Source organism: Sinorhizobium medicae (assembly GCF_007827695.1).
Lineage (GTDB): Bacteria > Pseudomonadota > Alphaproteobacteria > Rhizobiales > Rhizobiaceae > Sinorhizobium > Sinorhizobium medicae.
This window is the reverse complement of the sequence record NZ_VITA01000006.1, coordinates 75,381-100,151: the sequence shown is the minus strand read 5'-3', so window position 1 is coordinate 100,151 and position 24,771 is coordinate 75,381. Positions and strand designations below refer to the sequence as shown.

Annotated in this window: 21 protein-coding genes and 1 pseudogene; 16 read left to right on the top strand and 6 right to left on the bottom strand. The window is 62.0% G+C overall.

What is annotated here, in order from left to right:
- Nucleotides 1–82 precede the first annotated feature (82 nt).
- Nucleotides 83–1,141, bottom strand: a complete 1,059-nt coding sequence (gene speB, locus FB009_RS12145; protein WP_012066633.1) for an agmatinase — start codon at nucleotides 1,139–1,141, stop codon at nucleotides 83–85.
- 220 nt (nucleotides 1,142–1,361) lie between these two features.
- Here speB and FB009_RS12140 point away from each other — a divergent pair, with 220 nt between their 5' ends.
- Nucleotides 1,362–2,378, top strand: a complete 1,017-nt coding sequence (locus tag FB009_RS12140) for a LysR substrate-binding domain-containing protein (RefSeq protein WP_012066634.1) — start codon at nucleotides 1,362–1,364, stop codon at nucleotides 2,376–2,378.
- Nucleotides 2,379–2,436: 58 nt separating this feature from the next.
- Nucleotides 2,437–3,615 carry an aminotransferase gene (locus tag FB009_RS12135; RefSeq protein ID WP_012066635.1) on the top strand — a complete coding sequence of 393 codons (1,179 nt, stop codon included), beginning with the start codon at nucleotides 2,437–2,439 and terminating at the stop codon, nucleotides 3,613–3,615.
- Between the two features lie 91 nt (nucleotides 3,616–3,706).
- Here the strand turns inward: FB009_RS12135 and FB009_RS12130 are convergent, their stop codons facing one another.
- The 5 genes and pseudogenes from FB009_RS12130 to FB009_RS12115 all read right to left on the bottom strand — a co-directional run bounded on the left by FB009_RS12130 (nucleotide 3,707) and on the right by FB009_RS12115 (nucleotide 9,519).
- On the bottom strand, nucleotides 3,707–4,597 hold the full coding sequence (locus FB009_RS12130) for a DMT family transporter (protein ID WP_033051251.1): 891 nt from the start codon (nucleotides 4,595–4,597) through the stop codon (nucleotides 3,707–3,709).
- 316 nt (nucleotides 4,598–4,913) lie between these two features.
- A complete protein-coding gene (locus FB009_RS12125; RefSeq protein ID WP_012066637.1) occupies nucleotides 4,914–6,347 on the bottom strand; it encodes an aldehyde dehydrogenase family protein in 1,434 nt (477 codons plus the stop codon).
- 145 nt (nucleotides 6,348–6,492) lie between these two features.
- On the bottom strand, nucleotides 6,493–6,642 hold the full coding sequence (locus tag FB009_RS32695; RefSeq protein ID WP_018011162.1) for a hypothetical protein: 150 nt from the start codon (nucleotides 6,640–6,642) through the stop codon (nucleotides 6,493–6,495).
- A 200-nt stretch (nucleotides 6,643–6,842) separates the two neighbouring features.
- Complete coding sequence (locus tag FB009_RS12120) at nucleotides 6,843–8,153, bottom strand: NAD(P)/FAD-dependent oxidoreductase (protein ID WP_012066638.1); 1,311 nt, start codon at nucleotides 8,151–8,153, stop codon at nucleotides 6,843–6,845.
- A pseudogene (locus FB009_RS12115) lies at nucleotides 8,153–9,519 on the bottom strand (glutamine synthetase family protein). The gene FB009_RS12120 and the pseudogene FB009_RS12115 overlap by 1 nt, the downstream one beginning before the upstream one ends.
- A gap of 120 nt (nucleotides 9,520–9,639) precedes the next feature.
- Here FB009_RS12115 and FB009_RS12110 point away from each other — a divergent pair.
- From FB009_RS12110 to FB009_RS12045, 14 genes are all read left to right on the top strand, one after another.
- Complete coding sequence (locus tag FB009_RS12110) at nucleotides 9,640–10,332, top strand: GntR family transcriptional regulator (RefSeq protein ID WP_012066640.1); 693 nt, start codon at nucleotides 9,640–9,642, stop codon at nucleotides 10,330–10,332.
- A gap of 176 nt (nucleotides 10,333–10,508) precedes the next feature.
- Complete coding sequence (locus FB009_RS12105; protein ID WP_012066641.1) at nucleotides 10,509–11,225, top strand: FadR/GntR family transcriptional regulator; 717 nt, start codon at nucleotides 10,509–10,511, stop codon at nucleotides 11,223–11,225.
- Nucleotides 11,222–12,394 (top strand): PLP-dependent transferase, encoded by a 1,173-nt coding sequence (locus FB009_RS12100; protein ID WP_012066642.1) that lies wholly within the window; start codon nucleotides 11,222–11,224, stop codon nucleotides 12,392–12,394. Before FB009_RS12105 ends, FB009_RS12100 begins: the two co-directional genes overlap by 4 nt.
- Nucleotides 12,395–12,429: 35 nt before the next feature.
- Nucleotides 12,430–13,692: an ABC transporter substrate-binding protein gene (locus tag FB009_RS12095; RefSeq protein WP_012066643.1), complete on the top strand. Its 1,263-nt coding sequence runs from the start codon at nucleotides 12,430–12,432 to the stop codon at nucleotides 13,690–13,692.
- 102 nt (nucleotides 13,693–13,794) lie between these two features.
- Nucleotides 13,795–14,730 (top strand): carbohydrate ABC transporter permease, encoded by a 936-nt coding sequence (locus FB009_RS12090; protein WP_012066644.1) that lies wholly within the window; start codon nucleotides 13,795–13,797, stop codon nucleotides 14,728–14,730.
- A 4-nt stretch (nucleotides 14,731–14,734) separates the two neighbouring features.
- Entirely contained in the window at nucleotides 14,735–15,568 is an 834-nt protein-coding gene (locus FB009_RS12085) for a carbohydrate ABC transporter permease (protein WP_012066645.1), read from the top strand.
- Nucleotides 15,569–15,573: 5 nt separating this feature from the next.
- The gene (locus FB009_RS12080) at nucleotides 15,574–16,638 is read left to right on the top strand and encodes an ABC transporter ATP-binding protein (protein WP_012066646.1); all 1,065 of its coding nucleotides are present in this window, start codon (nucleotides 15,574–15,576) and stop codon (nucleotides 16,636–16,638) included.
- A 177-nt stretch (nucleotides 16,639–16,815) separates the two neighbouring features.
- Entirely contained in the window at nucleotides 16,816–17,214 is a 399-nt protein-coding gene (locus tag FB009_RS12075; RefSeq protein ID WP_012066647.1) for a c-type cytochrome, read from the top strand.
- Nucleotides 17,215–17,348: 134 nt separating this feature from the next.
- Complete coding sequence (locus FB009_RS12070; protein WP_012066648.1) at nucleotides 17,349–18,293, top strand: cytochrome c oxidase subunit II; 945 nt, start codon at nucleotides 17,349–17,351, stop codon at nucleotides 18,291–18,293.
- Nucleotides 18,294–18,325: 32 nt separating this feature from the next.
- Nucleotides 18,326–20,107 carry a cytochrome c oxidase subunit I gene (ctaD, locus tag FB009_RS12065; protein WP_020487296.1) on the top strand — a complete coding sequence of 594 codons (1,782 nt, stop codon included), beginning with the start codon at nucleotides 18,326–18,328 and terminating at the stop codon, nucleotides 20,105–20,107.
- Nucleotides 20,104–20,802: a cytochrome c oxidase subunit 3 gene (locus tag FB009_RS12060; protein WP_012066650.1), complete on the top strand. Its 699-nt coding sequence runs from the start codon at nucleotides 20,104–20,106 to the stop codon at nucleotides 20,800–20,802. The genes ctaD and FB009_RS12060 overlap by 4 nt, the downstream gene beginning before the upstream one ends.
- A gap of 12 nt (nucleotides 20,803–20,814) precedes the next feature.
- A complete protein-coding gene (locus FB009_RS12055; protein WP_012066651.1) occupies nucleotides 20,815–21,537 on the top strand; it encodes a heme-copper oxidase subunit III family protein in 723 nt (240 codons plus the stop codon).
- Between the two features lie 12 nt (nucleotides 21,538–21,549).
- Nucleotides 21,550–21,906, top strand: a complete 357-nt coding sequence (locus tag FB009_RS12050) for a cytochrome C oxidase subunit IV family protein (protein WP_012066652.1) — start codon at nucleotides 21,550–21,552, stop codon at nucleotides 21,904–21,906.
- A gap of 262 nt (nucleotides 21,907–22,168) precedes the next feature.
- The gene (locus FB009_RS12045; protein ID WP_012066653.1) at nucleotides 22,169–24,730 is read left to right on the top strand and encodes a GcvT family protein; all 2,562 of its coding nucleotides are present in this window, start codon (nucleotides 22,169–22,171) and stop codon (nucleotides 24,728–24,730) included.
- Nucleotides 24,731–24,771: the final 41 nt, after the last annotated feature.

Genomic DNA, 24,771 nt, shown 5'->3' with positions numbered 1-24,771 from the left:
GAATGTCAACCGTCGTCCTTCAGATTACCGTGATCCGCCCCTGCCCGCCACGAGCAACGGCACCGGATCATTCTTCAATGCATCAGCCTTTGGCTGTAACGGACGGACTGAAGACCATCAGGCTCAGTATCTCGAAGAGCACCTGGGCGCCGGCGTGAGCGGTATTGGTGGTCGCGTCGTATTGCGGCGCCACTTCGACGACATCGCCACCGACGAGATTGACGCCCTTCAGCCCACGGATCAACTCCAGGACCTCACGGGTGGTCAGGCCCCCGACTTCGGGCGTACCGGTGCCAGGCGCGAAGCTCGGATCAAGGCTGTCGATATCGAAGGAAAGATAGGTCGGGCCATCGCCGACGATCTTCTTTGCCTTCTCGATGATCGCGGGAATGCCCCGCCCACCGACCTCCTCCGCATGAATGACCGTCATGCCGGACTCGTAGGAGAACTCCCACAGATATTCGGCAGAACCACGGATGCCGATCTGGACGACGCGGGTCGGATCGAGCACACCGTCGAGAACGGCGTTGCGGAACGGGCCGCCGTGGTGGAACTTGGTGAGATCGAAAGCGCCGCCGGTATCGCAATGCGCGTCGATATGGATCATGCCGACCGGCTGCTTCCTGCCGACGGCCTTGAGGATCGGATGCGTGATCGAATGGTCGCCGCCGACCGAGAGCGGCACGACACCCGCATCGACGATCTGGTGGATCCGCGTTTCGATGTCCTCGTGGCTGATTTCAAGCCGGTAGCGGCTGCGGAAGGGAACATCACCGATATCGGCGACCCGAAGATCATGCACGGGAGCACAGCCGAGCACGTGGTTATAGGGGCCGATGCGCTCGATCGCGCGAAGCGCCCGCGGCCCGAAGCGCGCACCCGGACGATTGGTGACGCCGAGGTCCATGGGAACGCCGATCATCGCCACCTGAAGGTTTCCGAAATCCGGATTCTCGGCCTCAACAGGCATCTGGGGAGCGGTCAGGAACGTCGGTATGCCGGAATAGGGTGCCAGCCGCGTGCCGCTCTTCGTGAAGATCTTGTCCGCAACCTTGCGAAAGGTCGGATCAAAGAGCTCTCCGCCATGGCTTTCGCCATATTTCGCCTTCAGTTCGTTGAGTTTCTGTTCATCCCAAGCCATGCGGCGGACCTCCGTTTCGTTCGGCCGGGGGCTCGCACATGATGCTCCGCAAGCCAAGTCTTGCGCATTGCCGATCCGAAGCGGCGCGATCAGGTTCCCCGGCTTCTTGTGCCTTGTTGCGCATATTAGGAGACAAATCTTCTGGAAAATCAATTGACATTGTTATAGCATTTAGTGTGAGAAAAATTCACATGCTCATCGCCTCTCCCGGAGTTGTTTCTTGTCGAGCCGCCTGCCCCCGCTGAACCCGCTTCGCGCCTTCGAGGCAACGGCCCGGCGCGGCTCCGTTTCCGCCGCGGCGCGTGAGCTCAACGTCACCCACGGGGCCGTCAGTCACCAGATCCGCGCGCTCGAAGCTTCCTTCAACGCGCCCCTTTTCGAGCGTGGGGGCAAGAGATTGAAGCTGACGCCGCAGGGTGCATTGCTTCTGCCGGCGGTCACGCATGCCTTCGCCGAAATCGCAGCCGCGACAGCGGCGATGACGCGGCCTGCGACCAGCGGCGAGCTTACCGTCACCTGCGTCCCGGCATTGCTCTCCTTCTGGATGATCCCCCGTCTGCACCTCTTCACCGAGCAGTTCCCCGATGTCCAGTTGAGGCTGATCGCCTCCAATGACGAGGCTCACCTCGATTCCCCCGACGTCGATGTCTGCCTTCTCTATGGGGACGGCAACTGGCAGGATTGCTGGGCAAGGCTCTGGAGCCGGCTCGCGCTTTTTCCGGTCGTCAGCCCGACGCTTCTCAATATGAGACCGCTGCGCTCCATCCGGGACTTGCGGGACCACGTGATGCTGCATGGCGACGACGGCCGCGAATGGAACACCTGGCTCGCTGCAGCCGACGCGACCGACCTGCAGCGCGGCCGCCAGCATTTCATGAGCGATGCACGCCTTTCGACCGAGGCGGCGCTCCACAATCAGGGCGTTGCGCTCGGCGACACAATCACCGCCGGCAGCCTGATCGCCCGCGGCGAGTTGATCGCCCCCTTCGACCTGACGGTTCCGGCCAATGACGCCTTCTTCATTGCCTGCCGCAACGAGGTGCGCGCCGCGCCGATCGTGCGCGTTTTCATCGACTGGCTTTTTGCCGCACTCGAAAGCGACCCAATGCCGGAGTTGCAGATATCCGCCCGCACGGTTATCCGCAGCCGTGTACCCAAGCCGGAGAGTATTCAACACGTTTCCTCGCCGCGCAGCCAGCGCATCGAACGGCCGCAAAAGCGCAGGTTGAAGTCATGATACCGGACGGGCGACGACCCTCGCGCCCCCGCACATTACCAGCAACAGGAAATCCGCCATGCCGCATTTCAATCCCCTTGTCGAAAAGCTCTCGCCACCGCCGGTGCCTTCGGTGCTCGCATGGGGGAAAGCCTATGACAGGGCAAAGGGGCCGCTGATCGATCTCTCGCAGGCCGTGCCAGGATATCCCGCTCATCCCGATCTGCTGAAATGGCTGGGCGAAGCCGCGGCATCGGCGGCCTATACCGGCTATGGCGCGATCGAGGGTGAAGCGGAACTGCGGCACGCCTATGCCGAGCACGTGGCGGCGCTTTATGGCGCGGCGGTCACCGCCGGCAATATCCACATCACCTCGGGCTGCAACCAGGCCTTCATCGCAGCCGCGATGGCCGTCGCCGGAGCGGGCGATACGGTGCTGATGACCAATCCCTATTACTTCAACCAGGAGACGACGCTGGCGATGTTGGGGATCAATGTCGAGCTTGCGCCGCTGGACGCGGGCGCCGGTTTCCTGCCCGAGGTCGAAACCATTGCCTCGGCCTTGCGGCCGGGAATCCGGGCGCTCGCGCTCGTTTCGCCCAACAATCCCACAGGAGCGGTTTATCCTCCCGAACTGCTGCAGCGCCTCTACGAACTCTGCCGCGCCAACGGCACGTGGCTCATTCTGGACGAAACCTATCGCGACTTCCTGCCGGATGCGGCCGCCGCGCCGCACGGCCTGCTTCGAACGCCGGGCTGGGAGGACGGCTTCATCGGCCTCTACAGCTTCTCCAAATCCTTCTGCATTCCGGGGCATCGTCTGGGCGCGATCACCACCGGAAAGCGGGTCGTGGAGCAGGTCGCCAAGATCATGGACAATCTTCAGATCTGCGCGCCGCGCGCCCCCCAGGCGGCCGTCGCCAGGGCACTGCCGGCGCTCGCCGACTGGCGGCTCGCCAATCGCGGCGAGATCGCCGGCCGCGCCGAGGCGCTGAGGGGGATCATGACCCGACTACCGCAATGGAAGCTGCAAGCGGTAGGCGCCTATTTCGCCTATATCCGCCACCCCTTCCCCGACATCGAATCGCACTTCGTCGCTGAGAAGCTGGCCAAACTTGCAGGCGTCCTCTGCCTTCCAGGTGACTATTTCGGCGAGGGTCAGGAAAACTACCTCCGCTTCGCCTTCGCCAATGCCGACGTGGCGACAATCGTGAAGCTTGAAGAGCGCCTCGCGGGATTCGAGTTGCCCGGAATCTGAGTGGTTCCAAAATCGAGAGCAGGATGCGTTGAGTTGCTCCCTCTTGTTTTCCTCAATTCCGGATGGAAGCCGTTGTGCACTCTTCCCGGAATCAACCGCGCCGGGCGATCAGGATTCCGGCCAGCACGATCGCCCCGCCGATCGCCTGCATGATGCCCACCGGTTCGCTCAGCAGGACCCAGGCGAGCAGCGCAGCCACGACCGGCTGCAGAAGCAGCGTCAGCGAAGAAAAGGCCGGCGGCAGAAAAGCGAGGGCGTAGGTGATCGCCACCTGGCCGCCGGCGTGGCTGACAAAGGCAAGACCGAAGAGCATGGCCCAGCCGAAGGCGGTCAGCGGGAGGAGCGCCTGCTCCGTGAGCAAGGCCATCGGCAGCATGCAGACGGCTGCCGATGCGGTGCTCCAGATCATGATCCGGTTGGTGCTGAAACGGCTTCGCAGGCGTCCGATGGCGAGAATGTATCCGGCGTAGAAGGCGGCCGCGACGATGGCGATGCCATCGCCGGCGAGATCGCCGCCGCCGAGTGCAGCCGGACCGCCCTTCAGGACGACAACGCCGGCGATAGCCGTGGCGAGGCCAGCCACGAAGATGCCGCTGACGGCGGAGCGAAACAGCGCCCACCCCGCCAGCGTCAGGAAGACCGGCGCCAGATTGGCAAGCAACGTCGCATTGGCAACCGAGGTCATGGTCAGCGCGAGGTGCCAGGCACCGAGATCGACGGCGAGAAACACACCCGGCAGGGCGAGCGCGATGAAATCGGACAAGCCCTTGGGGGACCTGTCGCCGGCCGTTCCGTTGCGAAGTTGAGACCAGGCGACCAGCGGGATCAACGCCAACGCCACGCGCCAGAAAGCTGTCGCCATCGGCCCCGCTTCCGAGAGCCGCACGAAGATCGGCGACCCGCCGATCGCCGCGCCGCCGAGAATGAGCGCGGCCATGGCTAGTCGGTTATGGGAAGCGGCGGAACTGACGGCTTGGGTCACGGCGATGTCCGGTGGATGGGGCAGCGCCACAGAAACGATGACGCGGCAAGCGAGCTAGCAGAACAACGCCTCGAACGACAGTCGAATTCGGCCGGTAGGCGAAAAACGGCTACACGGGCCGTTTCTGCCGGCACCGCGAAACACGCTGCACGACAGGTCCTTAACGCCTCGCCGCTGCGATATCGCCCCGTCCCTCCCCAACTCCGTCATTCCTGTGCTCGTCACAGGAGTCCCGGCCAGTCCAAGCCGCTGGAATGAAAAGTCTTTCCCGGGCCGCAGACGCGGCGCTGCTGGGTCCTGTACCAGGCTGACGCAGTCAGGCTGCGTCGGGCAGGTGAACCGTTTTCACCTCCAGGAAATCCTCCAGCCCGAACATCCCGCCCTCGCGGCCGTTGCCCGACTGCTTGTAGCCGCCGAAGGGACTTCCGTAACGGTGCGGACCGCCGTTGATGTGCACCATTCCGGCGCGCAGGCGGGATGCCACCCGCTCCGCCCTTTCGCGGTCGCGCGTCTGGACATAGGCGGCGAGACCGTAATTGGTGTCGTTGGCGACCGCGACCGCCTCCTCTTCGGTATCGAATGGCATGATCGAAAGGACCGGGCCGAACACTTCCTCGCGCGCGATCCGCATGGAATTATCGACATTGGCGAAGATTGTCGGCCGGACGAAATAGCCGGACTCGAAACCTTCGGGTTTGCCCGGGCCGCCGGCGAGGAGCGTCGCGCCTTCAGCAACACCGGCTTCGATCAGCGTCTGCACGCGCTCATACTGAATATGGCTGACCAGCGGGCCAATGTGAGCGCCTTCCTTCGTCGGATCGCCGACCCTCGCCTCCATGCCGACACGCCGGGCGATCTCCACGACTTCGTCATAGACACTGCGCTCGACGAGCATGCGTGTCGGCGCGTCGCAGGACTGGCCGGAATTGTTGAAGCACTCGAGAATGCTTGCAGTCACCCGTTCCTCGATATCCGCATCGGCGAAGACGATGTTCGGCGACTTGCCGCCGAGTTCGAGAGTCACGCGTTTGACCGTGTCGGCGGCATCCTTGCTGACCGCGATACCGGCGCGCGTCGATCCGGTGAAGGACATCATGTCGATGTCCCTGTGCTTGGAGAGTGCCGCTCCCGCATGGATACCGTCACCATTGACGAGGTTGAAAACGCCCGCCGGGAAACCCGCCTCCTCGATCATCTCGGCGTAGAGCATCGCGTTCAGCGGCGTGAACTCGCTTGGCTTCAGGATGCAGGTGCAGCCTGTCGCAAGTGCCGGCACGACCTTGAGCGCGATCTGATTCACAGGCCAGTTCCAAGGCGTGATAAGACCGCAGACGCCGATCGGCTCGCGCAGGAGCGTGTCTCCGTTCGGCAGCTTCTCCCTAAGCTTCAAGCGCTTCAGCGCATCGATGAAACCCTGCAGGTGACCGACACCCACCTCGGCCTGCTGCTCTCTGCTCATCGTCTTGGGAGCACCGAGTTCGGCGGTGATCGTGTCGGCCATTTCGTCGTAGCGGCGCTTGTAAATCGCGAGCAGCTTTTCGAGCAGTGCCAGCCGCTCCTCGACGCTGGTCCGGCTATAGCTCGCGAAGGCTTTCTTTGCAGCCGCGACGGCGCGGTCGATATCGACGGCGGTGCCGAGCGAGATGACCGCGATCGGCTTTTCGGTCGCCGGGTTGAGTACGAAAAGATCGTTCTGCGTGGCCGGCTCGACCCATTCACCACCGATATAGAATTGCCGCTTGTCGAGCATTCGCTTCTCCTTCCCGTCTCTAAAGTTGCGGCAAGGCTACGACGGCGGCTGCGCGCGGACAAGGGCGGAAAGGCGAGAAAGGAGCGAGAAGAAACGGCACCAGGTGAACGGCTGCAGATGCATGGACACCTGCAGCCTTTACTGTTCAGAGCGCGCCGATGAGGAGCGCTGAAACGAAAGTGAAAGCAGCAGCCACTGCGACGGCGTGTGTAAGGCGCCTGGCTGTCGGGTGCCTGTCGCGCCGAGCACTGCAGACGGTATAACGGGATTGGGTCATCGCCTTGGTCGCGTTCATTCTGTCTCTCCGCTGTTGGGGCGTTGGCCTGTTGCCGATGTTCTCCTATATTCTCCATTGATTTTCTAGATAATATTTTCCCGGTGATCAAACGAGAAATGAAAAATTCGTTTAACCAGGCGCCATGAAGTGCGGAATAGTGCGGTTTCGCACTGAAAACTTGCCGTGAAAAGACCGGCGGCTCGCGCTTAGCGAACCAGCTACCAGCCGACTGCGTCCTTGAACATGTACCACCACGACCCGAGCGTCGAATATTGCGCCCGTAACATGCGCCCGCCGGGGAACGGGTACCACGGCATTTTCTCGAAGGCATCGAAGCGTGAGGCGTCGCCGTTTATCGCTTCGGCAAGGATGCGGCCGAACAGGTGGGAGCCTGTCACGCCGTGACCGCTATAGCCATGGGCGAAATAGGTGTTGCTGCCGATCCGGCCCATTTGCGGCACGCGCGTGAAGGAGAGCGCGAAATTGCCGCTCCAGGCATAGTCGATCTTCACGCCCTTCAGGCGCGGAAAGACCTTTTCGAGGTTGGGCCTGAGTTTTGCGACGACGTCCGCCGGGTCTGTGCCGCCATAGACGGTGCCGCCGCCGAAAATCATCCGCTTGTCGGCAGACAGCCGGAAATAGTCGAGGATGTAGCGGACATCCTCCACGCACATGTCGCTCGGAATCAGCGAATGGGCGCGTTCCTCACCGAGCTGCTCGGTGGTGATCATCTGGGTCGAAACGGGCATGACGCGGGTGGCGAGCTTCGGCACTGCATCGCCGAGATAAGCGTTGCCGCAAAGCACGACGATGCGGGCGGAAACCTCACCGCCTTTCGTGTGCACGACCGGCCGCGCCGCCTCGTGTTCGACGCGGGTCACCGGCGACATTTCGTAGATCACACCGCCGAGGCTCTCGAAAGCGCGTGCCTCTCCGAGCACTAGATTGAGCGGATGCATGTGGCCGCCGGTCATGTCGAGCATGCCGCCGCAATAGGCATCCGAAACCACGAACCTGCGCAGCGCTTCACGGTCGAGAAGCTGATGATCGTCCATCCCATATTTGCGCCAGAGCGCCTGTTTGGCCTCCAGCTCCTTCATATGCGCTCCGGTATAGGCGGCATAGATGTTGCCGGGCTTCAGATCGCAATCGATCTGATACCGCTCGACAAGCCGGCGGATGATCCGCCCGCCCTCCTGCACCAGACCGCCGATGAAGCGGGCGGCATCCTCGCCGTAGCGGCGCTCGATCGTCGACAAACCCGCATTGAGGCCGTTGACGATTTGACCGCCATTTCGTCCGGACGCGCCCCAGCCCACCTGCGCCCCCTCCACCACGGTGACCTTGTAGCCCTTCTCGGCGAGATGGATGGCGGTGGACAGGCCCGAATAGCCCGCTCCGACGATGCAGATGTCGGTCTCGATCCGGCCTTCCAGACGCACCGGGTTGCGGATGATATTGCGCGAGGCGGCGTAATAGCTCGTCGGATAGCTGCCGTTCCCTGCATAGGATGTCTGCTTCTCTGCCATTAGACGATTTCCAGATAGGCGCTAAACTCGTAGTCCGTGACCTGCTCGGCGAAGCCGGCGATCTCCTGGCGCTTGCAGGCGATCAGCATGGAGCGAAGCACGGGATCGAATATCTCGGCGGCGATCGGGCCGGCCTCGAAGGCGTCGACCGCCTGCCCCAGTCGGCAGGTATCTTGGGCAGCCGCTCGGTCGCATAGGCACGCCCCTCGACCGGCACCGGCGGTTTCCACTTGTTGCGGATGCCGACTAGCGCCGCTCCAAGGATAGCGGCAATGACGAGATAGGGGTTGGCGTCCGCACCGGCGACGCGGTGTTCGATCCGCCGCGCCGCCGGATTGCCCCCCGGGATGCGGATTGCCGAGGTGCGGTTCTCGTAGCCCCAGGAAATCGAGGTCGGCGCATGCGTGTCGGGCCGCAGCCGCCGGTAGGAATTGAAATGCGGGGCGAACATCAGCGTCGTCTCGGCCATTCCGCGCAGGAGGCCGGCCACCGCATGTTTGAGCACGGCCGCCCCCTCGTCGCTGCCATCATCGAAGACGTTGTTGCCCTCCTCGTCGAGCAGGCTGAAATGAATGTGCATGCCGTTGCCGGAGCGGGTGCCGTAGGGCTTCGCCATGAAGGTGGCGGCGAGACCGTGCTTGCGGGCGACGCCCTTGACGATACGCTTGAAGAAGATCGCATCGTCCGCCGCCTTCAGGGGATCGTCGCTGTGCAGCAGATTGATCTCGAACTGGCCGATGCCGTTCTCCGCGATCGCCGCATCCGCCGGAACGTTCTGCCGCGCGCACTCCCTGTAGACGTCGGAGAAGAACTCGCCGAAGTCGTCGAGCTCGTCGATCGAAAGGATAGCGTCGGAATCGAGCCGCTTGCCGGTATAAGGCGAGATCGGCGGGACGGCGCTGTCCGGCTCCGGATCTATGAGGTAAAATTCAAGCTCCGTCGCCACCACCGGGCGAAGGCCCAGTTCGCGATATTCGCGCACGATTGCCGCGAGGGCCTGCCGCGGGTCGGCGAGAAAGGGTCTGCCGTCCTCTACGAAGAGCCATAGCGGAACCAGCGCGCTCGGCCGCGACGTCCAGTTGACCGGCAGGGCCCCTCGCCCGGTCACACCGCAGATGCCGTCGCGATCGCCGGTCGCAAAGACCTGTTCGCTGCCGATGATGTCCTCGCCCCAAACGTCGACGCCGACGATCGAAAGCGGCATGCGGATACCGCCGCCGAGCACCTTCGCGGCCTGCTCCACCGGCACGCGCTTGCCGCGCATGATCCCGTTCAGGTCGCAAATGACCGCCTGAATACTCTCTATCGGGCCGTTCTGATCGATCCAGGCCTGAAAGGCTTCCGTGTCGTCCACATCAAATGACATATCGAATTTCTTTTTGTGATCACATTTATCAGAAATTGACATCTTTGATGATTTAGAGTCAAGCTGAAGCGAGCCGACAGGATCGGCTGGATCCAACGACCGGGTGCCGGAGTCGTCGCCTTGAAGACCCTTGTCCTGCCCGCCCTTGATCGTCCGGAAGGCATCACGACTCACGACTATGCCTTCTCGCGCCTCAGGCAGGCAATCATGGTCGGCGCCTTTCGTCCCGGCACCTCCGTCACCATACGCGGCCTCGCGGATGCGCTGGAGAGCAGCCCGACGCCCGTGCGCGAAGCCCTGCGGCAGCTGACCTCGATCGGCGCCCTGCAATTTCTCCAGAACAGGCGCATCGTCGTGCCGCGGATATCGCCCGCGCGCTTCGAGGAGCTCATCTCTCTCCGCATCGTGCTTGAAAGCCACGCCGCCCGCAGGGCCGTTGCTCATCTTTCCGACCGGCAGATCGACCGCATCGCGGTGCTGGACGATGGAATCGAGGCCGCGATTCTCTCCGGACAGAAAGCGCAGGCGCTGATCGCCAATCAGGAATTTCACCGGCAGATCTATTCGGCCAATCCTGATCAGGTTGCTGTCCCGCTCATCGAGAGCCTCTGGCTGCAGCTCGGCCCGATCCTCGGCATCGCCATGGAACACGTCAACGAATTCTACGTCGTCGATCGTCACCGCGAGGCCATCGATGCCCTGAGGCGGCGCGATGAGAACGCCGTAGCGGAAGCCATCGCCGCCGATATCCGCGAGGGAATAGGCGGCTTCGATCAGCAGGCGATCGGCAAGCTGCTCGCGCTTGCGGGATAAACGAGCTCTGGGTTTGCTCAGTCGGTTACCACCCTGGTTTGCCCCTCACCGCACGTCCCTTGCGGCCCCTTTCGCGGCACCATTTCATCAATGAGGACCGAGGCTCTCTTGACCCTCTTTCCGATCCCCTGCATATTGCTCAGATGTCAGACCAATTCCGGTCTTGGGAGAATCGGATGCGCCTGCAGGATAAAGCGATGCTCCTGCCCCTGCCGCCTGCGGATCGAGCGCAGCAGGTGATATCCGCACTTGCCGAATACATTCAAAGATCGGGGCTGAACCCGGGGGACCGGCTGCCGGCCGAGCGGGAACTAATGGCGGCGCTTGCCGTCGGCCGCTCCACCATTCGCGAGGTGCTGAGCCATTTTCAGGCGCTCGGTGTCGTTGAGGCGCGCAAGGGCAGCGGTACCTATCTCCTGCGCACCATTTCTCCCGGGACCATCCACATGCCGCTTGCACTCGATACCCGGCACCTGCGAGACGCCCTGCTGCAGACGCTTGAAGTGCGGCGCGGCATCGAGGTCGAGGCCGGCATGGTCGCCTCCAGACGCCGCACGGAAGCCGACCTCGTCAACATCGAGACGAAGCTCGACGAAATGGAACGGGTCCATCTCGCCAAGGGAACGTCGGGCCCGGAGGACCTCGCCTTTCATCTCGCGATCTACGACGCGACCCATAATCCGCTGTTCAAGCAACTGCTCGAACAGATGCGCGAAGCTTTCGAGCGCTTCTGGGACGAGCCCTTCAACCGGTCGGACTTTGCCCGGCGCTCCTTTCCCTTTCACAGGACGCTGTTCAACGCGATCGCGGCTAAGGACGCCGAGGCCGCGCGGGCGGAAACGCTGAAAATCCTCGCAGTCGTCGAGGAAGACATCAAGGAAATGTCCAAATGAGCAACGGTCTCGATCCGTTCGAGAGAGCCTCCCTGATTGTCGCGCATGACGAGAGCAACGCTTTCGATGCCGTCGTTCCCCCGATCGTCCAGACCTCGCTCTTCACCTTCAAGGATTATGACGAGATGCTCTCCTCCTATCGAGGCGAGCGCGTGCGGCCGATCTACACCCGCGGCCTCAATCCGACGGTCAGGCATTTCGAGGAGATGCTGGCAAAGCTCGAAGGCGCCGAGGATGCGATCGGCTTCGCCAGCGGCATGTCGGCGATCTCATCGAGCGTCCTCTCCTTCGTGGAGCCGGGCGACCGCATCGTCTCCGTGAAGCATGTGTATCCCGATGCGTTCCGCCTCTTCGGCACCCATCTGAAGCGCATGCGCATCGAAGTCACCTATGTCGACGGACGAGACGAGGAGGCGGTGGCGAGAGCACTTCCCGGCGCCAGGCTCTTCTACATGGAAAGCCCGACCAGCTGGGTCATGGACACGCATGATGTCGCATCGCTTGCGGCTCTTGCACGAGAGCAAGGGATCGTCACGGTCATCGACAACAGCTGGGCGAGCCCGGTATTTCAGCAGCCGATCTCGCTTGGCGTCGACCTCGTCATTCACTCGGCCTCGAAATATCTGAGCGGCCATAGCGATGTCGTCGCCGGGGTGGTCGCCGGGTCGAGCGCGTTGATCGGCCGCATCCGTTCGGAAGCCTATCCCTATCTCGGTGGCAAGCTTTCACCATTCGATGCCTGGCTCCTGATCCGCGGCTTGCGCACCCTGCCGATCCGGATGAAGGCACATGAGCGCTCGGCGCTTGCAGTCGCCCGTCGCCTGGCGGAGCATCCGCTGGTCGAAACCGTTTGCCATCCCGGCCTCGGCAATCATCTTCCGCCGGGTCTCTCCGGCACCTCCGGCCTCTTCTCCTTCATCTTCCGCGAAGGCGTCGACGTGCGGCGCTTCGCCGATCATCTGAAACTGTTCAAGCTCGGCGTCTCCTGGGGCGGCCACGAAAGCCTGATCGTGCCGGGCGAAATCGTCCTCCGACAGAAAGCCGAGCCCAATTCCGCGGCAGCCTTCGGCATTTCACCGCGGTCGGTACGGCTCCATGTCGGCCTGGAGGGAACGGAGGCCCTCTGGAGCGACCTCGAAGCGGCGATGACAGCCGCTTCATCAGGCTGACGAACACGCAACCAGCGAGAACAAAGGGAACAAAAATGAGGAAACTGATCACAGCCGCCCTGCTTGCCACCCTGATGGCCGGCAGCGCCCTTGCAGATACGAAGCTGAAGCTCGTGGAGGTCATAACCAGCCCCGAGCGCACCGAAACGCTGAAGTCGATCGTCGCCAAGTTCGAAGAGGCGAACCCCGGCACGACCGTCGAGATCATTTCGCTGCCCTGGGGCGAAGCCTTCCAGAAATTCGCCACCATGGTATCGGCCGGCGAAATCCCCGATGTCATGGAAATGCCCGACACCTGGCTGTCGCTCTATGCCAATAACGGCATGCTCGAAAGCCTCGAGCCCTATCTCGCAAAATGGGAGCACACGCCAGGCCTCACCGAGCGCGCGCTCGAACTCGGCCGGGACGTCAACGACACAGCTTACATGTTGCCTTACGGCTTCTATCTCCGGGCGATGTTCTACAACAAGAAGCTGCTCTCCGAAGCGGGTGTCGCCGAACCGCCGAAGACGATGGACGACTTCGTCAAGGCTTCCGAGGCGGTCTCCAAGCTGCCGGGCAAATCCGGTTACTGCCTGCGCGGCGGTCCGGGCGGGCTCAACGGCTGGGTGATGTTCGGCGCGACCATGGCCGGCGACAACAAGTTCTTCAACGAGGACGGCACTTCCACGATGAACAGCGAAGGCTGGATCAAAGGCCTCACCTGGGTCATCGACCTCTACAAGAAGGGTCTGGCGCCGAAGGATAGCGTCAACTGGGGCTTCAACGAGATCGTCGCGGGCTTCTACAGCGGCACCTGCGCCTTTCTCGACCAGGACCCGGATGCCTTGATCGCTATTGCCCAGCGCATGAAGCCGGAGGATTTCGGCGTGACCACCATGCCGAAGGGGCCGAGCGGCAAGGCCTTCACCACGATCGGCTTCGCCGGCTGGTCGATCCTTGCCGCCAGCCAGAACAAGGATCTCTCCTGGAAGCTGATCGAAACGCTGGAAGGCCCGGAAGGCAATATCGAGTGGAATAAGCGCACCGGCGCGCTGCCCGTTCACAAGTCGGCCGAAAAGGACCCCTTTTATGCGAGCGCGCAGTTCAAGGGCTGGTTCGACGAACTCGCCGACAAGGACGTCGTGCTGACGGTCATGCCGACCTATCTCGAAGAATTCGCCTTCTTCAAAGATTCGCTCGCCATCAAGACGACCCAGGAAGCTCTCCTCGGCGACATCACGCCGGAAGAACTTGCCAACCAGTGGGCCGACTACCTGACCAAGGCTCAGCAGAAATATCTCGCGAACAAGAAATAGCCTGGGCACCGGCGGCGGTTCAGCCGCCGCCGGCCGTCTCGCCTGATGACAAGAAGGCACGCCGGTCCATAACGGCGGTCAAAAAAGGGGAAATTTCGATCGATGGCCTATGCCGCACGCCATGAAGGCCTGCCCGCAATCCGTCCGCCGCTGATGAAGCGGATCGCCGACGCATCTGCGCCTTATCTCTACACCGCCCCGGCGCTCATCCTTATCGTCACGGTCATGCTGGTGCCTCTGGTGCTCGGCATCTCCTACGCTTTCCGCGACATCCAGCTGCTCAACCCCTTCTCCGGCGGTTTCGTCGGCCTCGATCATTTTCGCGCGCTCGCGCAGGACCAGGCTTTCTTCCGCTCGCTGCGAAACACGCTCTGGTGGACCGGCGCCTCGGTCTTCCTGCAGTTCGCCTTCGGCCTCATCCTGGCGCTTCTGCTCGACAAGCCCTTTCATGGCCGTGCGGTCGCGCAGGCGCTCGTCTTCCTGCCCTGGGCGGTGCCGAGTTTCCTCGCAGGCCTCAACTGGGCGTGGCTCTTCAACCCCGTCGTCGGTCCGCTGCCGCACTGGCTCTTTGCGATGGGCATCATGAGCCAGCCGACCAACATCCTGTCCGATCCCCAGCTTGCCATGTGGGGACCGATCGTCGCCAATATCTGGTGGGGCATTCCCTTCTTCGCGATCACGCTTCTGGCGGCACTCCAGGCCATCCCGCGCGATCTTTACGAGGCGGCGAGCATCGATGGCGCCGGCCCGCTGCAGCGTTTCCTTTCGATCACGCTTCCCTTCCTGGCGCCGACGATCGCGATCACCATTCTGCTGCGCACGGTCTGGATCTCCAATTTTGCCGATCTCATCATCGTCATGACAAATGGCGGCCCGGCGGACCGCACCCAGATCGTCGCGAGCTACATCTTCACCCAGGCGTTCAAGCGGCTCGACTTCGGCTATGCCTCGGCGATCGCGCTGGTGCTGCTGGCACTGCTCCTCGCCTATTCATTGCTGATCGTGATCCTGCGGCAGTGGCTCCTGAGCAAGGATTGAGAACATGCGCGCCAACAAAGCATTTCTGATCATTGCGCATCGTCTGGCGATCCTCGCCTATATCGCCTTCGCGCTGTTCCCTCTCTTCTGGCTGCTCAAGGTCGCGGTCACCCCGAATGATCTGCTCTATTCGGAGGGCATCCGCCTCTGGCCGTCGCGGGCGAGCCTCGAGCACTTCGATTTCGTGCTCCGGCACAGCGCCTTTCCGGTCTTCTTCCGAAACAGCCTGATCGTTTCCGGCTCGACCGCCGTCATCGTCACCATCCTCGCCTCGCTCTCGGGCTACGCGCTCTCGCGCTTCCGGTTCCGCGGCAAATACTGGCTGGTGACGCTGATGCTGCTGACGCAGATGTTTCCATTGGTCATGCTGGTCGCGCCGATCTTCAAGATCCTCTCGCCGCTGGGGCTGACCAACAGTCTCACCGGGCTCGTGGTCGTCTACACCGCCTTCAACGTTCCCTTCGCCACGTTCCTGATGCAGTCCTTCTTCGACGGCATTCCCAAGGACCTGGAAGAAGCCGCGATGATCGACGGCGCGACGCAGTTCGTCGCCTTCCGCCAGATCATCCTGCCGCTGACGCTGCCTGGGATCGCCGCGACGCTCGGCTTCGTCTTCACCGCCGCCTGGAGCGAACTGCTCTTCTCGCTGATGCTGATCTCCGGCAATGCGCAGGCGACCTTCCCGGTCGGGCTTTTGTCCTTCGTCTCGAAATTCTCGGTGGACTTCGGCCAGATGATGGCCGCCGGCGTGCTGGCGCTGATCCCGGCCTGCCTCTTCTTCCTCCTCATTCAACGCTATCTCGTGCAAGGCCTCACGGCCGGCGCGGTGAAAGGCTGATACCCATGGCTTCCATCGACATCGCCAACATCAAGAAGTCCTACGGTACCCACCCGGTACTGCATGACGTCGACCTCAAAATCAGCGACGGCGAATTCGTCGTGCTCGTCGGCCCCTCCGGCTGCGGCAAGTCGACCCTTCTGCGCATGATTGCCGGGCTCGAAAGCGTGACCGGCGGGGAGATCCGCATCGCCGGCCGGCGGGTCAACGACCTGGCCCCGAAGGACCGCGACATCGCCATGGTGTTCCAGTCCTATGCGCTCTACCCGCATATGTCGGTCGCGAAGAACATGAGCTACAGTCTGAGGCTTCGAAAAACCGCCAAGGACAGGATCGCGACCGTCGTAGCCGGCGCCGCTGCCAAGCTCGGTCTCGACCCGCTTCTCGAGCGCCGTCCGAGGGCGCTCTCCGGCGGCCAGCGCCAGCGCGTGGCCATGGGCCGCGCCATCGTGCGCCAGCCGAAGGCATTTCTCTTCGACGAGCCGCTTTCCAATCTCGATGCGCGCCTGCGCGAGCAGATGCGCGCCGAGATCAAGAAGCTGCACAAGGATCTCGGAGCCACGTCCATCTACGTGACGCACGACCAGATCGAGGCGATGACGCTTGCCGACCGGATCGTCGCCATGAATGGCGGCGTGGTCCAGCAGGTCGGAAGCCCGCTCGATCTTTACGACCGCCCGGCCAATCTTTTCGTTGCCGGTTTCATAGGCTCGCCGGGCATGAACTTCTTCGAAGGCAACTATCAGGCGGGTGAAGTGCAGCGCTTCGAGATGGAGGACGGAAACAGCATCCCGCTCGACGCGCCCCCCCTTTCGAACAACGCGAGGGTGACGCTCGGCATCCGCCCCGAACATGTCGTACTTGCCGGCCACGGGCCGGAAACTCTGCTTGCCACGGTTGATCTGGTCGAGCCGACCGGTTTCGGCATTATCCTGCATCTTTCGCTCGGAGGGGCGAGCTTCAAGGCATTTACCAACGACCGCTCGTTCCTGACCGCGTCCGGCACGATCCCCGTCCGCTTTCCGGCCCATTACCTGCATTTCTTCGACGCAGAGGGAAGGCGCGTCTGACGAGAGCCGTGACAGCCCCTCGAAGGAACAATTGACTTCTCTCCGGCAAGGACTAGCTTCTTTCCTGTCGCACGTATCAACCGCCCCGGCGCGCCATTCCTGAAGTGAAGCAAGCACCGCCAAGCAGATTGACGATGGCCTTCCTTGCCCCGCGCCGGGCGAAATTGAGGAAGTATCATGCGAATTGCATTTGCTGCCCTGTATTTTTCGGCGTCTTTTTCAGCACTTTCGCTCTGTCCCACCGCCGCGCTCGCCCAGGAGGGCGATGCCGAGGCCGGCGCTACTGTCTTCAAGAGATGCGCCACCTGCCATGTCATCGACGAGGACCAGAACAAGGTCGGCCCTTCGCTGAAGGGCATCATGGGCAGGACGGCCGGCACCCACCCGGATTTCAAGTATTCGCAAGCCATGGTCGATGCGGGCAAGGGTGGCCTCGTCTGGGACGAAGCGACTCTGGCCGACTATCTCCGCAATCCGAGGGCCAAGGTCAAAGGCACCAAAATGGTTTTCCCCGGCCTGAAGAAGGACGAGGAGCTTGCCAACGTTATCGCCTACCTGAAGCAGCATTCCCAATAGGAATACTTGCGGAAGAGAGAAGTCGATCTCTTGCCGATGAATTGCCAGTATTTTCCGTTCGTGTAATAATTGTGATCGGAACTCTGCGGATTGCGTATTCGTCTCACGGCCGATGACGGCGGGGAGGACAGGAAATGGCCGTGGTAGTGATTCTGGTTCTGCTGGCCGTCGGCTCAGTGTTGTTCCATTTGCTCAGTCCTTGGTGGTGGACTCCAATCGCCTCCAATTGGATTTACATCGACAATACGATCACCATCACCTTCTGGATCACCGGCATCGCCTTCACCGCCGTCGTCCTGTTCATGGCCTATTGTGTCCTGCGATTCCGCCACCGTCCGGGCAATATTGCCGCTTATGAGCCCGAGAACAGAAGGCTCGAAGGCTGGCTGGCGACCGGTACCACCTTCGGTGTCGCGGCAATGCTGGCTCCGGGCCTCTTCGTTTGGAACCAGTTCGTCACCGTCCCGCAGGATGCATCCGAAGTGGAGGTGATCGGCCAGCAATGGCTGTGGAGCTTCCGGCTGCCCGGGGCGGACGGGAAGCTCGGCACCACCGAAACGCGCAATATCGTGCCGGAAAATTCGCTCGGGCTGAATACGAACGATGCCGCCGGACAGGACGACCTCATCATCGAAGGCGGCGAGCTTCACCTGCCTGTCGGCAAACCGGTCAAGATGCTGCTGCGGTCGGTCGACGTCCTGCATGATTTCTACGTCCCCGAATTCCGCGCCAAGATGGATATGGTGCCCGGCATGATCACCTATTTCTGGTTCACGCCGACGCGGACCGGAACTTTCGAGATACTCTGCGCCGAACTCTGCGGCGTCGGTCACCCGCAGATGCGCGGCACCGTCGTGGTGGACACCGAAGAGGATTACCAGGTCTGGCTCGCCGAGCAGCAGAGTTTTTCGCAACTCTCCGCATCGACGGAAACAAGAGCAATTCCAGGAAAAGTATGTAGCGGTGTTCCGTCCGGAGTTGCGACTGAACAAGGAACTGGAGCATTCACGCTTTTCGAAGAAGAGCGTGAATGCTCCAGCCCCACGGCGACAGCGGTCGCCGCCTCAGCGGCGCAGTAGGAGGCGCCGTGCAGTAGCCCCTGGGAGGAGATATGATGGTCGACGTCCGGTCCGGTATTGGCGAGGCACTCCCGCCTCCCGAAGTCGAGGATGTTGAGCTTTACCATCCGCATAGCTGGTGGACGCGCTATGTCTTCAGCCAGGATGCGAAAATCATCGCCATTCAGTACGGAACGACCGCAATCGCCATCGGAATGGTTGCGCTTGCACTCTCCTGGCTGATCCGGCTGCAACTCGGTTTTCCCGGCACGTTCGAGCTGATCGATGCCGAGCGCTATTATCAGTTCATCACCATGCACGGCATGATCATGGTAATCTATCTGCTCACCGCACTCTTCCTCGGCGGCTTCGGCAACTATCTGATCCCGCTGATGGTCGGCGCGCGCGACATGGTGTTTCCCTACGCCAACATGCTGAGCTATTGGATTTATCTGCTCGCCGTGCTCGTCCTGGCCGCCAGTTTCTTCACGCCCGGCGGACCGACGGGCGCCGGCTGGACGCTCTATCCGCCCCAGGCCGTTCTTTCCGGCACACCCGGCGGCAGGGACTGGGGCATCATCATGATGCTGTCGTCCCTGATCATCTTCATCATCGGCTTCACCATGGGTGGCCTCAACTATGTCGTAACCGTTCTCCAGGGCCGTGCGCGTGGTATGACTCTGATGCGGCTGCCGCTGACCGTCTGGGGTATTTTCACCGCGACCGTGATGGCGCTCCTTGCCTTCCCTGCCCTTTTCGTCGCCTGCGTCATGATGCTCTTCGACCGGCTGCTCGGCACGAGTTTCTTCATGCCGGCCATTGTCGAAATGGGCGAGCAGCTGCAGCATGGCGGCGGCAGCCCGATCCTCTTCCAGCACCTGTTCTGGTTTTTCGGCCATCCCGAAGTCTACATCGTCGCGCTTCCCGCCTTCGGCATCGTTTCCGATCTCATCAGCACCCACGCGCGCAAGAACATCTTCGGCTATCGCATGATGGTCTGGGCAATCGTCGTCATCGGCGGGCTGTCTTTCATCGTCTGGGCGCACCATATGTATGTCAGCGGCATGAACCCCTATTTCGGCTTCTTCTTCGCCACCACGACGCTGATCATTGCGGTGCCGACGGCGATCAAGGTCTATAACTGGGTGCTCACCCTCTGGCGCGGCAACATCCATCTGACGCTGCCGATGCTCTTTGCGCTCGCCTTCATCGTCACCTTCGTCAATGGCGGACTGACGGGCCTCTTCCTCGGCAATGTCGTCGTCGACGTTCCGCTCTCCGACACCATGTTCGTCGTCGCGCATTTCCACATGGTCATGGGCGTTGCCCCGATCATGGTCATCTTCGGCGCCATCTATCACTGGTATCCGAAGATCACCGGGCGCATGCTCAACGAAGCGATGGGCCAGATCCATTTCTGGATCAGCTTCATCGGCGCCTATGCGATCTTCTTCCCGATGCACTATCTCGGCCTCATCGGCGTTCCGCGCCGCTATCACGAACTCGGCGAGGCCTCGTTCGTCTCGACATCGATCGCCGAGCTCAACGCCTTCATCAGCGTCATGGCGCTGCTCGTCGGCGCGGCGCAGATCCTGTTTCTCTTCAATCTCGTCTGGAGCCTTCGCCACGGCAGGGAAGCCGGTGGCAATCCATGGCGTGCGACCACGCTCGAATGGCAGACACCGGAGACGCCGCCGGCTCACGGCAACTGGGGCAAGGAACTGCCCGTCGTCTACCGTTGGGCCTACGATTACAGTGTTCCCGGGGCGCCCGAAGATTTCATTCCGCAGAACCAGCCGACGCCAGGCCGCTTGAGCCATGAGGCTGCCTCATGAGCGTCGTCCTTTTCTTTCTGGCGGCGATCGCTGCCATCGTCGTCTGGTGGCTTGCCGGACAGCGCCTGACGTCGAGGCCATGGCTCGAGATCGGGCACCTCCACGACCGCCGGGGCCCTGCCCGAATTCCACCGGCCAAAATCGGTCTCGGCGTATTTCTGGCCGTCGTCGGTGCGCTTTTTTCGCTTTCGGTCAGCGCCTATTTCATGCGCATGGCCTCTTCGGACTGGGGCGCACTGCCTCTGCCCGGCCTTCTGTGGTTCAATACGGGTATCCTCGCAGCCGGCAGCATCACCTTGCAATGGGCCAGGGCCGAGGCAGGGCGACAGCACGACGAGGCGGCGAGAACCGGCCTTCTCGCAGCGCTCGCCTCGGGCCTCGCCTTCCTCGTCGGCCAACTGTTTGCGTGGCGCGCGCTGTCGGGCGCGGGTTATTTCCTCGCAGAGAACCCGGCGAACAGCTTCTTCTATCTGCTTACCGGAATGCACGGACTGCACATTCTCGGGGGGCTTATTGTTCTTGGCCGTGTGACCGCACATGCCGCGCAAGCCCCGATCGACAGCAGAACGCGCCTGTCGATCGAGCTGTGCGCGATTTACTGGCATTTCATGCTGATCGTCTGGGTGGTTCTCTTCGCTCTCTTTGCGGGATGGGCCAGCGGCGTCATCGATTTCTGCCGCCAACTGCTGACATAGGAACCCTTGAACATGTCCGCACCGATCAAGAACCCCGCAGCAGAAACGGTCCCGCGCCAGCCCGGTCTGGCGGGGCTCGCAGCCGACTGGGCCTCCGACCAGCGCACGTTCAAGGACGTCTCCTGGGGCAAGGCCATGATGTGGATCTTTCTCCTCAGCGACACCTTCGTCTTCGGCTGCTTCCTGATCGCCTACATGGCGGCACGAATGTCTACCGCCGTTCCCTGGCCGAACCCGAGCGAGGTTTTCGCACTCGAGATCGGCGGAACACATATGCCGCTGATCCTGATCGCGATCATGACATTCGTCCTCATCTCCTCGAGCGGCACCATGGCCATGGCCGTCAACTACGGTTATCGCCGGGACCGGCGGAAGACCGCGGCACTCATGCTGCTGACGGCGCTATTCGGCGCCGCCTTCGTCGGCATGCAGGCGTTCGAATGGTCGAAACTGATTGCCGAGGGCGTAAGACCGTGGGCCAATCCCTGGGGAGCCGCACAATTCGGCTCTTCCTTCTTCATGATCACCGGCTTTCACGGGACCCACGTCACCTTCGGCGTGATTTTCCTGCTGATCATCGCCCGAAAAGTCTGGCGCGGCGACTTCGAAACGGAGCGGCCCGGTTTCTTCACCAGCCGCAAGGGCCGCTACGAGATCGTCGAGATCACCGGCCTCTATTGGCACTTCGTCGACCTGGTCTGGGTCTTCATCTTCGCATTCTTTTATCTGTGGTGAGGGAGGGCATTCATGGCTCACGCGCAGACCCATGCGCCGCAACACGCGGCCCATACGGAGCACCGGCAGCACCCGATCAAGCTTTACCTCGTGGTCTGGGGCTTGCTCTTCGTCCTCAGTGCCCTCTCCTATCTTGTCGATTTCTTCGGCCTTGAAGGCTATCTTCGCTGGTCGCTGATCCTCATCTTCATGATGCTGAAGGCGGGCCTGATCGTTGCCGTGTTCATGCATATGGCCTGGGAGCGCCTGGCCCTGATCTACGCGGTTATTCTGCCGCCGCTTCTGGTGCTCGTCTTCGTGGCTCTGATGGTGTCGGAATCCAACTATATCCTCTTCACGCGGCTTACCTTCTTCGGCGGCGGCGAGTAAAAAACGGCTGCCGAATGGTCGCGTTCCGGCGGCGGATCCACCTGCCGCCTTCCTGTTCCAAGAAATGCTTGCTCCCCGCCGCCCTGCAGGGTGTATTTTCTCGCGATATCAGCTAGATGAGCATCCCTGCGGACGCGGCTTTCCCCGCCCCCTCCTCCGCAACATTCTGGTCGTGCAGCACGATGATTATGTCGTAGACAGGCTCAAGTCGCGGCGCTGCAGGCTCTAATATCCGGCTTCAAAATTAACCAGGGTCGCATCAATGGCAGAGTTTCCGGAAAAGGCGAAGGTCGTAATCGTAGGACTGGGCGGCATCGTCGGCGCATCGATCGCCCACCACCTCATCGAGCGTGGCTGGGACGATATCGTCGGCATCGACAAGTCGGGCATCCCGACCGATATCGGTTCGACGGCCCATGCCTCGGACTTCTGTTATACGACGAGCCACGACTATCTTTCGGTCTGGACGACGCAATACTCGATCGACTTTTTCGACAGGATGGGCCACTACTCCCGCATCGGCGGCCTGGAAGTCGCACGCACCGGCGACGACGTCTGGATGGAAGAGATCAAGCGCAAGCTTTCCTCCGCCAAGGCTTTCGGCACGCGCGCACATTACGTCTCGCCGGCCGAAATCAAGAAGCTGTTCCCGCTGATCGAGGAAGATCAGGTCATGGGCGGCATGTTCGATCCGGATGCCGGTCTTGTCGTTCCGCGCTCGCAGACTGTCGCCGGCAAGCTGGTCGATGCGGCGGAAAAGTCCGGCAAGCTGCGGGTCTTCGGCAATACGCCGGCAACCGCGCTTCTAGTCGAAAATGGACGCATCAAAGGTGTCGTCACACATCGCGGCACGATTCTCGCGGACCATGTCGTCGTCTGCGCCGGCATTTGGGGCCGCCTGATCGCCGAAATGGTCGGCGAAGACCTGCCCGTCATGCCGGTCGATCATCCGCTCACCTTCTTCGGCCCCTACAACGAATTCGAAGGCACCGGCAAGGAAATCGGCTTCCCGCTGCTGCGCGACCAGGGCAACTCGGCCTATATGCGCGACACCGGCGATCCGAAGACCACCGAGGGCGGTCAGATCGAGTGGGGCTATTACGAGACCACCAATCCGCGCCTCTGCCATCCGCGCGACATTCTCGAAAAACATCAGGCACGCCTGTCGCCGTCGCAGCGCGACCTCGAGATGGAGCAGATCATCGAGCCGCTCGAGCGCGCAATGGAATTGACGCCGATCCTCGGCGAGCTCGGCTATAATGAGAGCCACTCCTTCAACGGCCTGCTGCAGGTATCGGCCGCCGGCGGGCCCTCCTGCGGCGAGAGTCAGAAGGTGCGCGGCCTCTGGTACTGCGTCGCTATCTGGGTGAAAGATGGCCCGGGCTACGGCAAGCTGATCGCAGACTGGATGACGGACGGCCGCACCGAGATCGACCATGCGTCGATTGATTACGCCCGCTTCTATCCGCACCAGCTCGAAGAGACGTTCATCGAGCAGCGCTGCTTCGAGGCTGCGCAGAAGATCTACTTCCCGGCCGTGCACCCGCGCGAGCCCTATGCGGGCGGCCGCAACGTCAAGCGCTCGCCCTTCTACGAGCGCGAAAAGGAACTCGGCGGCTACTTCATGGAGCTCGGCGGCTGGGAGCGCGCGCACGGTTATGCCGCCAACGAGCACCTGCTCGAGAAATACGGCGACCGTGTTCCGGTGCGCGAGAACGAGTGGGACAGCCGCCACTTCTGGCGCGTTTCCAACGCCGAACATCTGGCGATGAGCGAGGATTGCGGCATCGTCAACCTCTCCCACTTCCACATGGTAGACATTGAAGGTCCTGACCACGTGGAGCTTCTTGAGTGGCTCTGCGCCGCCAAGATCGGCGGCGACGGCAATATCGGCAAGGGCATCTACACGCATTTCCTCGACGACGAGGGCATGGTTCGGGCCGATTTCACGGTTTTCCGCATGGCCGATCGCTGCCGTCTCGTGAACGGCGCCGATGCCGGGCCGCGCGACTTCCACTACATGCGCCGCGTCGCGGAAGACCGGGGCCTGGACGTCCGTATCACAGACGTTTCGGAGAGATTCACCACGATTGGTATCTGGGGGCCGAATGCCCGCGAAACGCTGAAAAGGGTGGTGGCAGATCCGGCCGGTCTCGATCCCGAGAATTTCCCCTTCGCCGCAATCCGGCAGATGGAGATCGCCGGCAAGCCGGTCTCCGCCTTCCGCATCTCCTATGTCGGCGAACAAGGCTGGGAACTGCATATGAAATACGAGGACGGGCTTGCCGTCTGGGACGCGCTGCGCGCCACGGGGGTCATGGCCTTCGGCGTCGAGACCTATGCCAACTCGCGCCGCATGGAAAAGAGCCTGCGCCTGCAGAACGCAGACCTTCTCACCCAATATAACCTTATCGAAGCCGATCTTGCCCGTCCGAAAGTCAAGGAAGCGGACTTCCGGGGCAAGGCGAAGCACCTGGAATACAAGGCGCGCGAGCACCAGCCCGCCATGCTTTGCACGCTCGTGATGACGGAGAACACCGACGGGAACGGCGTGAGGCGCTACCCGGTCGGCAACCTGCCGGTCATGGACCCGGAGACCGGCGATGTTCTGGTCGACGAACTCGGCCGCCGCTCCTACACCACTTCGATCGCATACGGTCCGACGATCGGCAAGAATATCGCGCTTGCCTATCTGCCCTGGTCCTACTGCCAGGTCGGACGAAGGCTCCATGTCGAGTATTTCGCCGAGACCTATCCCGTCGAAGTGGCCGGCGTCGGTTACAAGCCTCTCTACGACCCGGAGAACCTGAAGCCGCGGACGTAAGTTCCGCTGGAGACGGAGACAGGCCGCCTATGGCGCGACCA

What these genes read in the sequence shown, in the direction of transcription:
- FB009_RS12070 (WP_012066648.1), top strand. Translation starts at nt 17,349, where the DNA reads ATGGCCGTGGTAGTGATTCTGGTTCTGCTGGCCGTCGGCTCAGTGTTG.
- FB009_RS12080 (WP_012066646.1), top strand. Translation starts at nt 15,574, where the DNA reads ATGGCTTCCATCGACATCGCCAACATCAAGAAGTCCTACGGTACCCAC.
- FB009_RS12060 (WP_012066650.1), top strand. Translation starts at nt 20,104, where the DNA reads ATGAGCGTCGTCCTTTTCTTTCTGGCGGCGATCGCTGCCATCGTCGTC.
- FB009_RS12075 (WP_012066647.1), top strand. Translation starts at nt 16,816, where the DNA reads ATGCGAATTGCATTTGCTGCCCTGTATTTTTCGGCGTCTTTTTCAGCA.
- speB (WP_012066633.1), bottom strand. Translation starts at nt 1,141, where the DNA reads ATGGCTTGGGATGAACAGAAACTCAACGAACTGAAGGCGAAATATGGC.
- FB009_RS12120 (WP_012066638.1), bottom strand. Translation starts at nt 8,153, where the DNA reads ATGGCAGAGAAGCAGACATCCTATGCAGGGAACGGCAGCTATCCGACG.
- FB009_RS12055 (WP_012066651.1), top strand. Translation starts at nt 20,815, where the DNA reads ATGTCCGCACCGATCAAGAACCCCGCAGCAGAAACGGTCCCGCGCCAG.
- FB009_RS12090 (WP_012066644.1), top strand. Translation starts at nt 13,795, where the DNA reads ATGGCCTATGCCGCACGCCATGAAGGCCTGCCCGCAATCCGTCCGCCG.
- FB009_RS12050 (WP_012066652.1), top strand. Translation starts at nt 21,550, where the DNA reads ATGGCTCACGCGCAGACCCATGCGCCGCAACACGCGGCCCATACGGAG.
- FB009_RS12105 (WP_012066641.1), top strand. Translation starts at nt 10,509, where the DNA reads ATGCGCCTGCAGGATAAAGCGATGCTCCTGCCCCTGCCGCCTGCGGAT.
- FB009_RS12045 (WP_012066653.1), top strand. Translation starts at nt 22,169, where the DNA reads ATGGCAGAGTTTCCGGAAAAGGCGAAGGTCGTAATCGTAGGACTGGGC.
- FB009_RS12095 (WP_012066643.1), top strand. Translation starts at nt 12,430, where the DNA reads ATGAGGAAACTGATCACAGCCGCCCTGCTTGCCACCCTGATGGCCGGC.
- FB009_RS12085 (WP_012066645.1), top strand. Translation starts at nt 14,735, where the DNA reads ATGCGCGCCAACAAAGCATTTCTGATCATTGCGCATCGTCTGGCGATC.
- ctaD (WP_020487296.1), top strand. Translation starts at nt 18,326, where the DNA reads ATGATGGTCGACGTCCGGTCCGGTATTGGCGAGGCACTCCCGCCTCCC.
- FB009_RS12125 (WP_012066637.1), bottom strand. Translation starts at nt 6,347, where the DNA reads ATGCTCGACAAGCGGCAATTCTATATCGGTGGTGAATGGGTCGAGCCG.
- FB009_RS12135 (WP_012066635.1), top strand. Translation starts at nt 2,437, where the DNA reads ATGCCGCATTTCAATCCCCTTGTCGAAAAGCTCTCGCCACCGCCGGTG.
- FB009_RS12100 (WP_012066642.1), top strand. Translation starts at nt 11,222, where the DNA reads ATGAGCAACGGTCTCGATCCGTTCGAGAGAGCCTCCCTGATTGTCGCG.
- FB009_RS32695 (WP_018011162.1), bottom strand. Translation starts at nt 6,642, where the DNA reads ATGAACGCGACCAAGGCGATGACCCAATCCCGTTATACCGTCTGCAGT.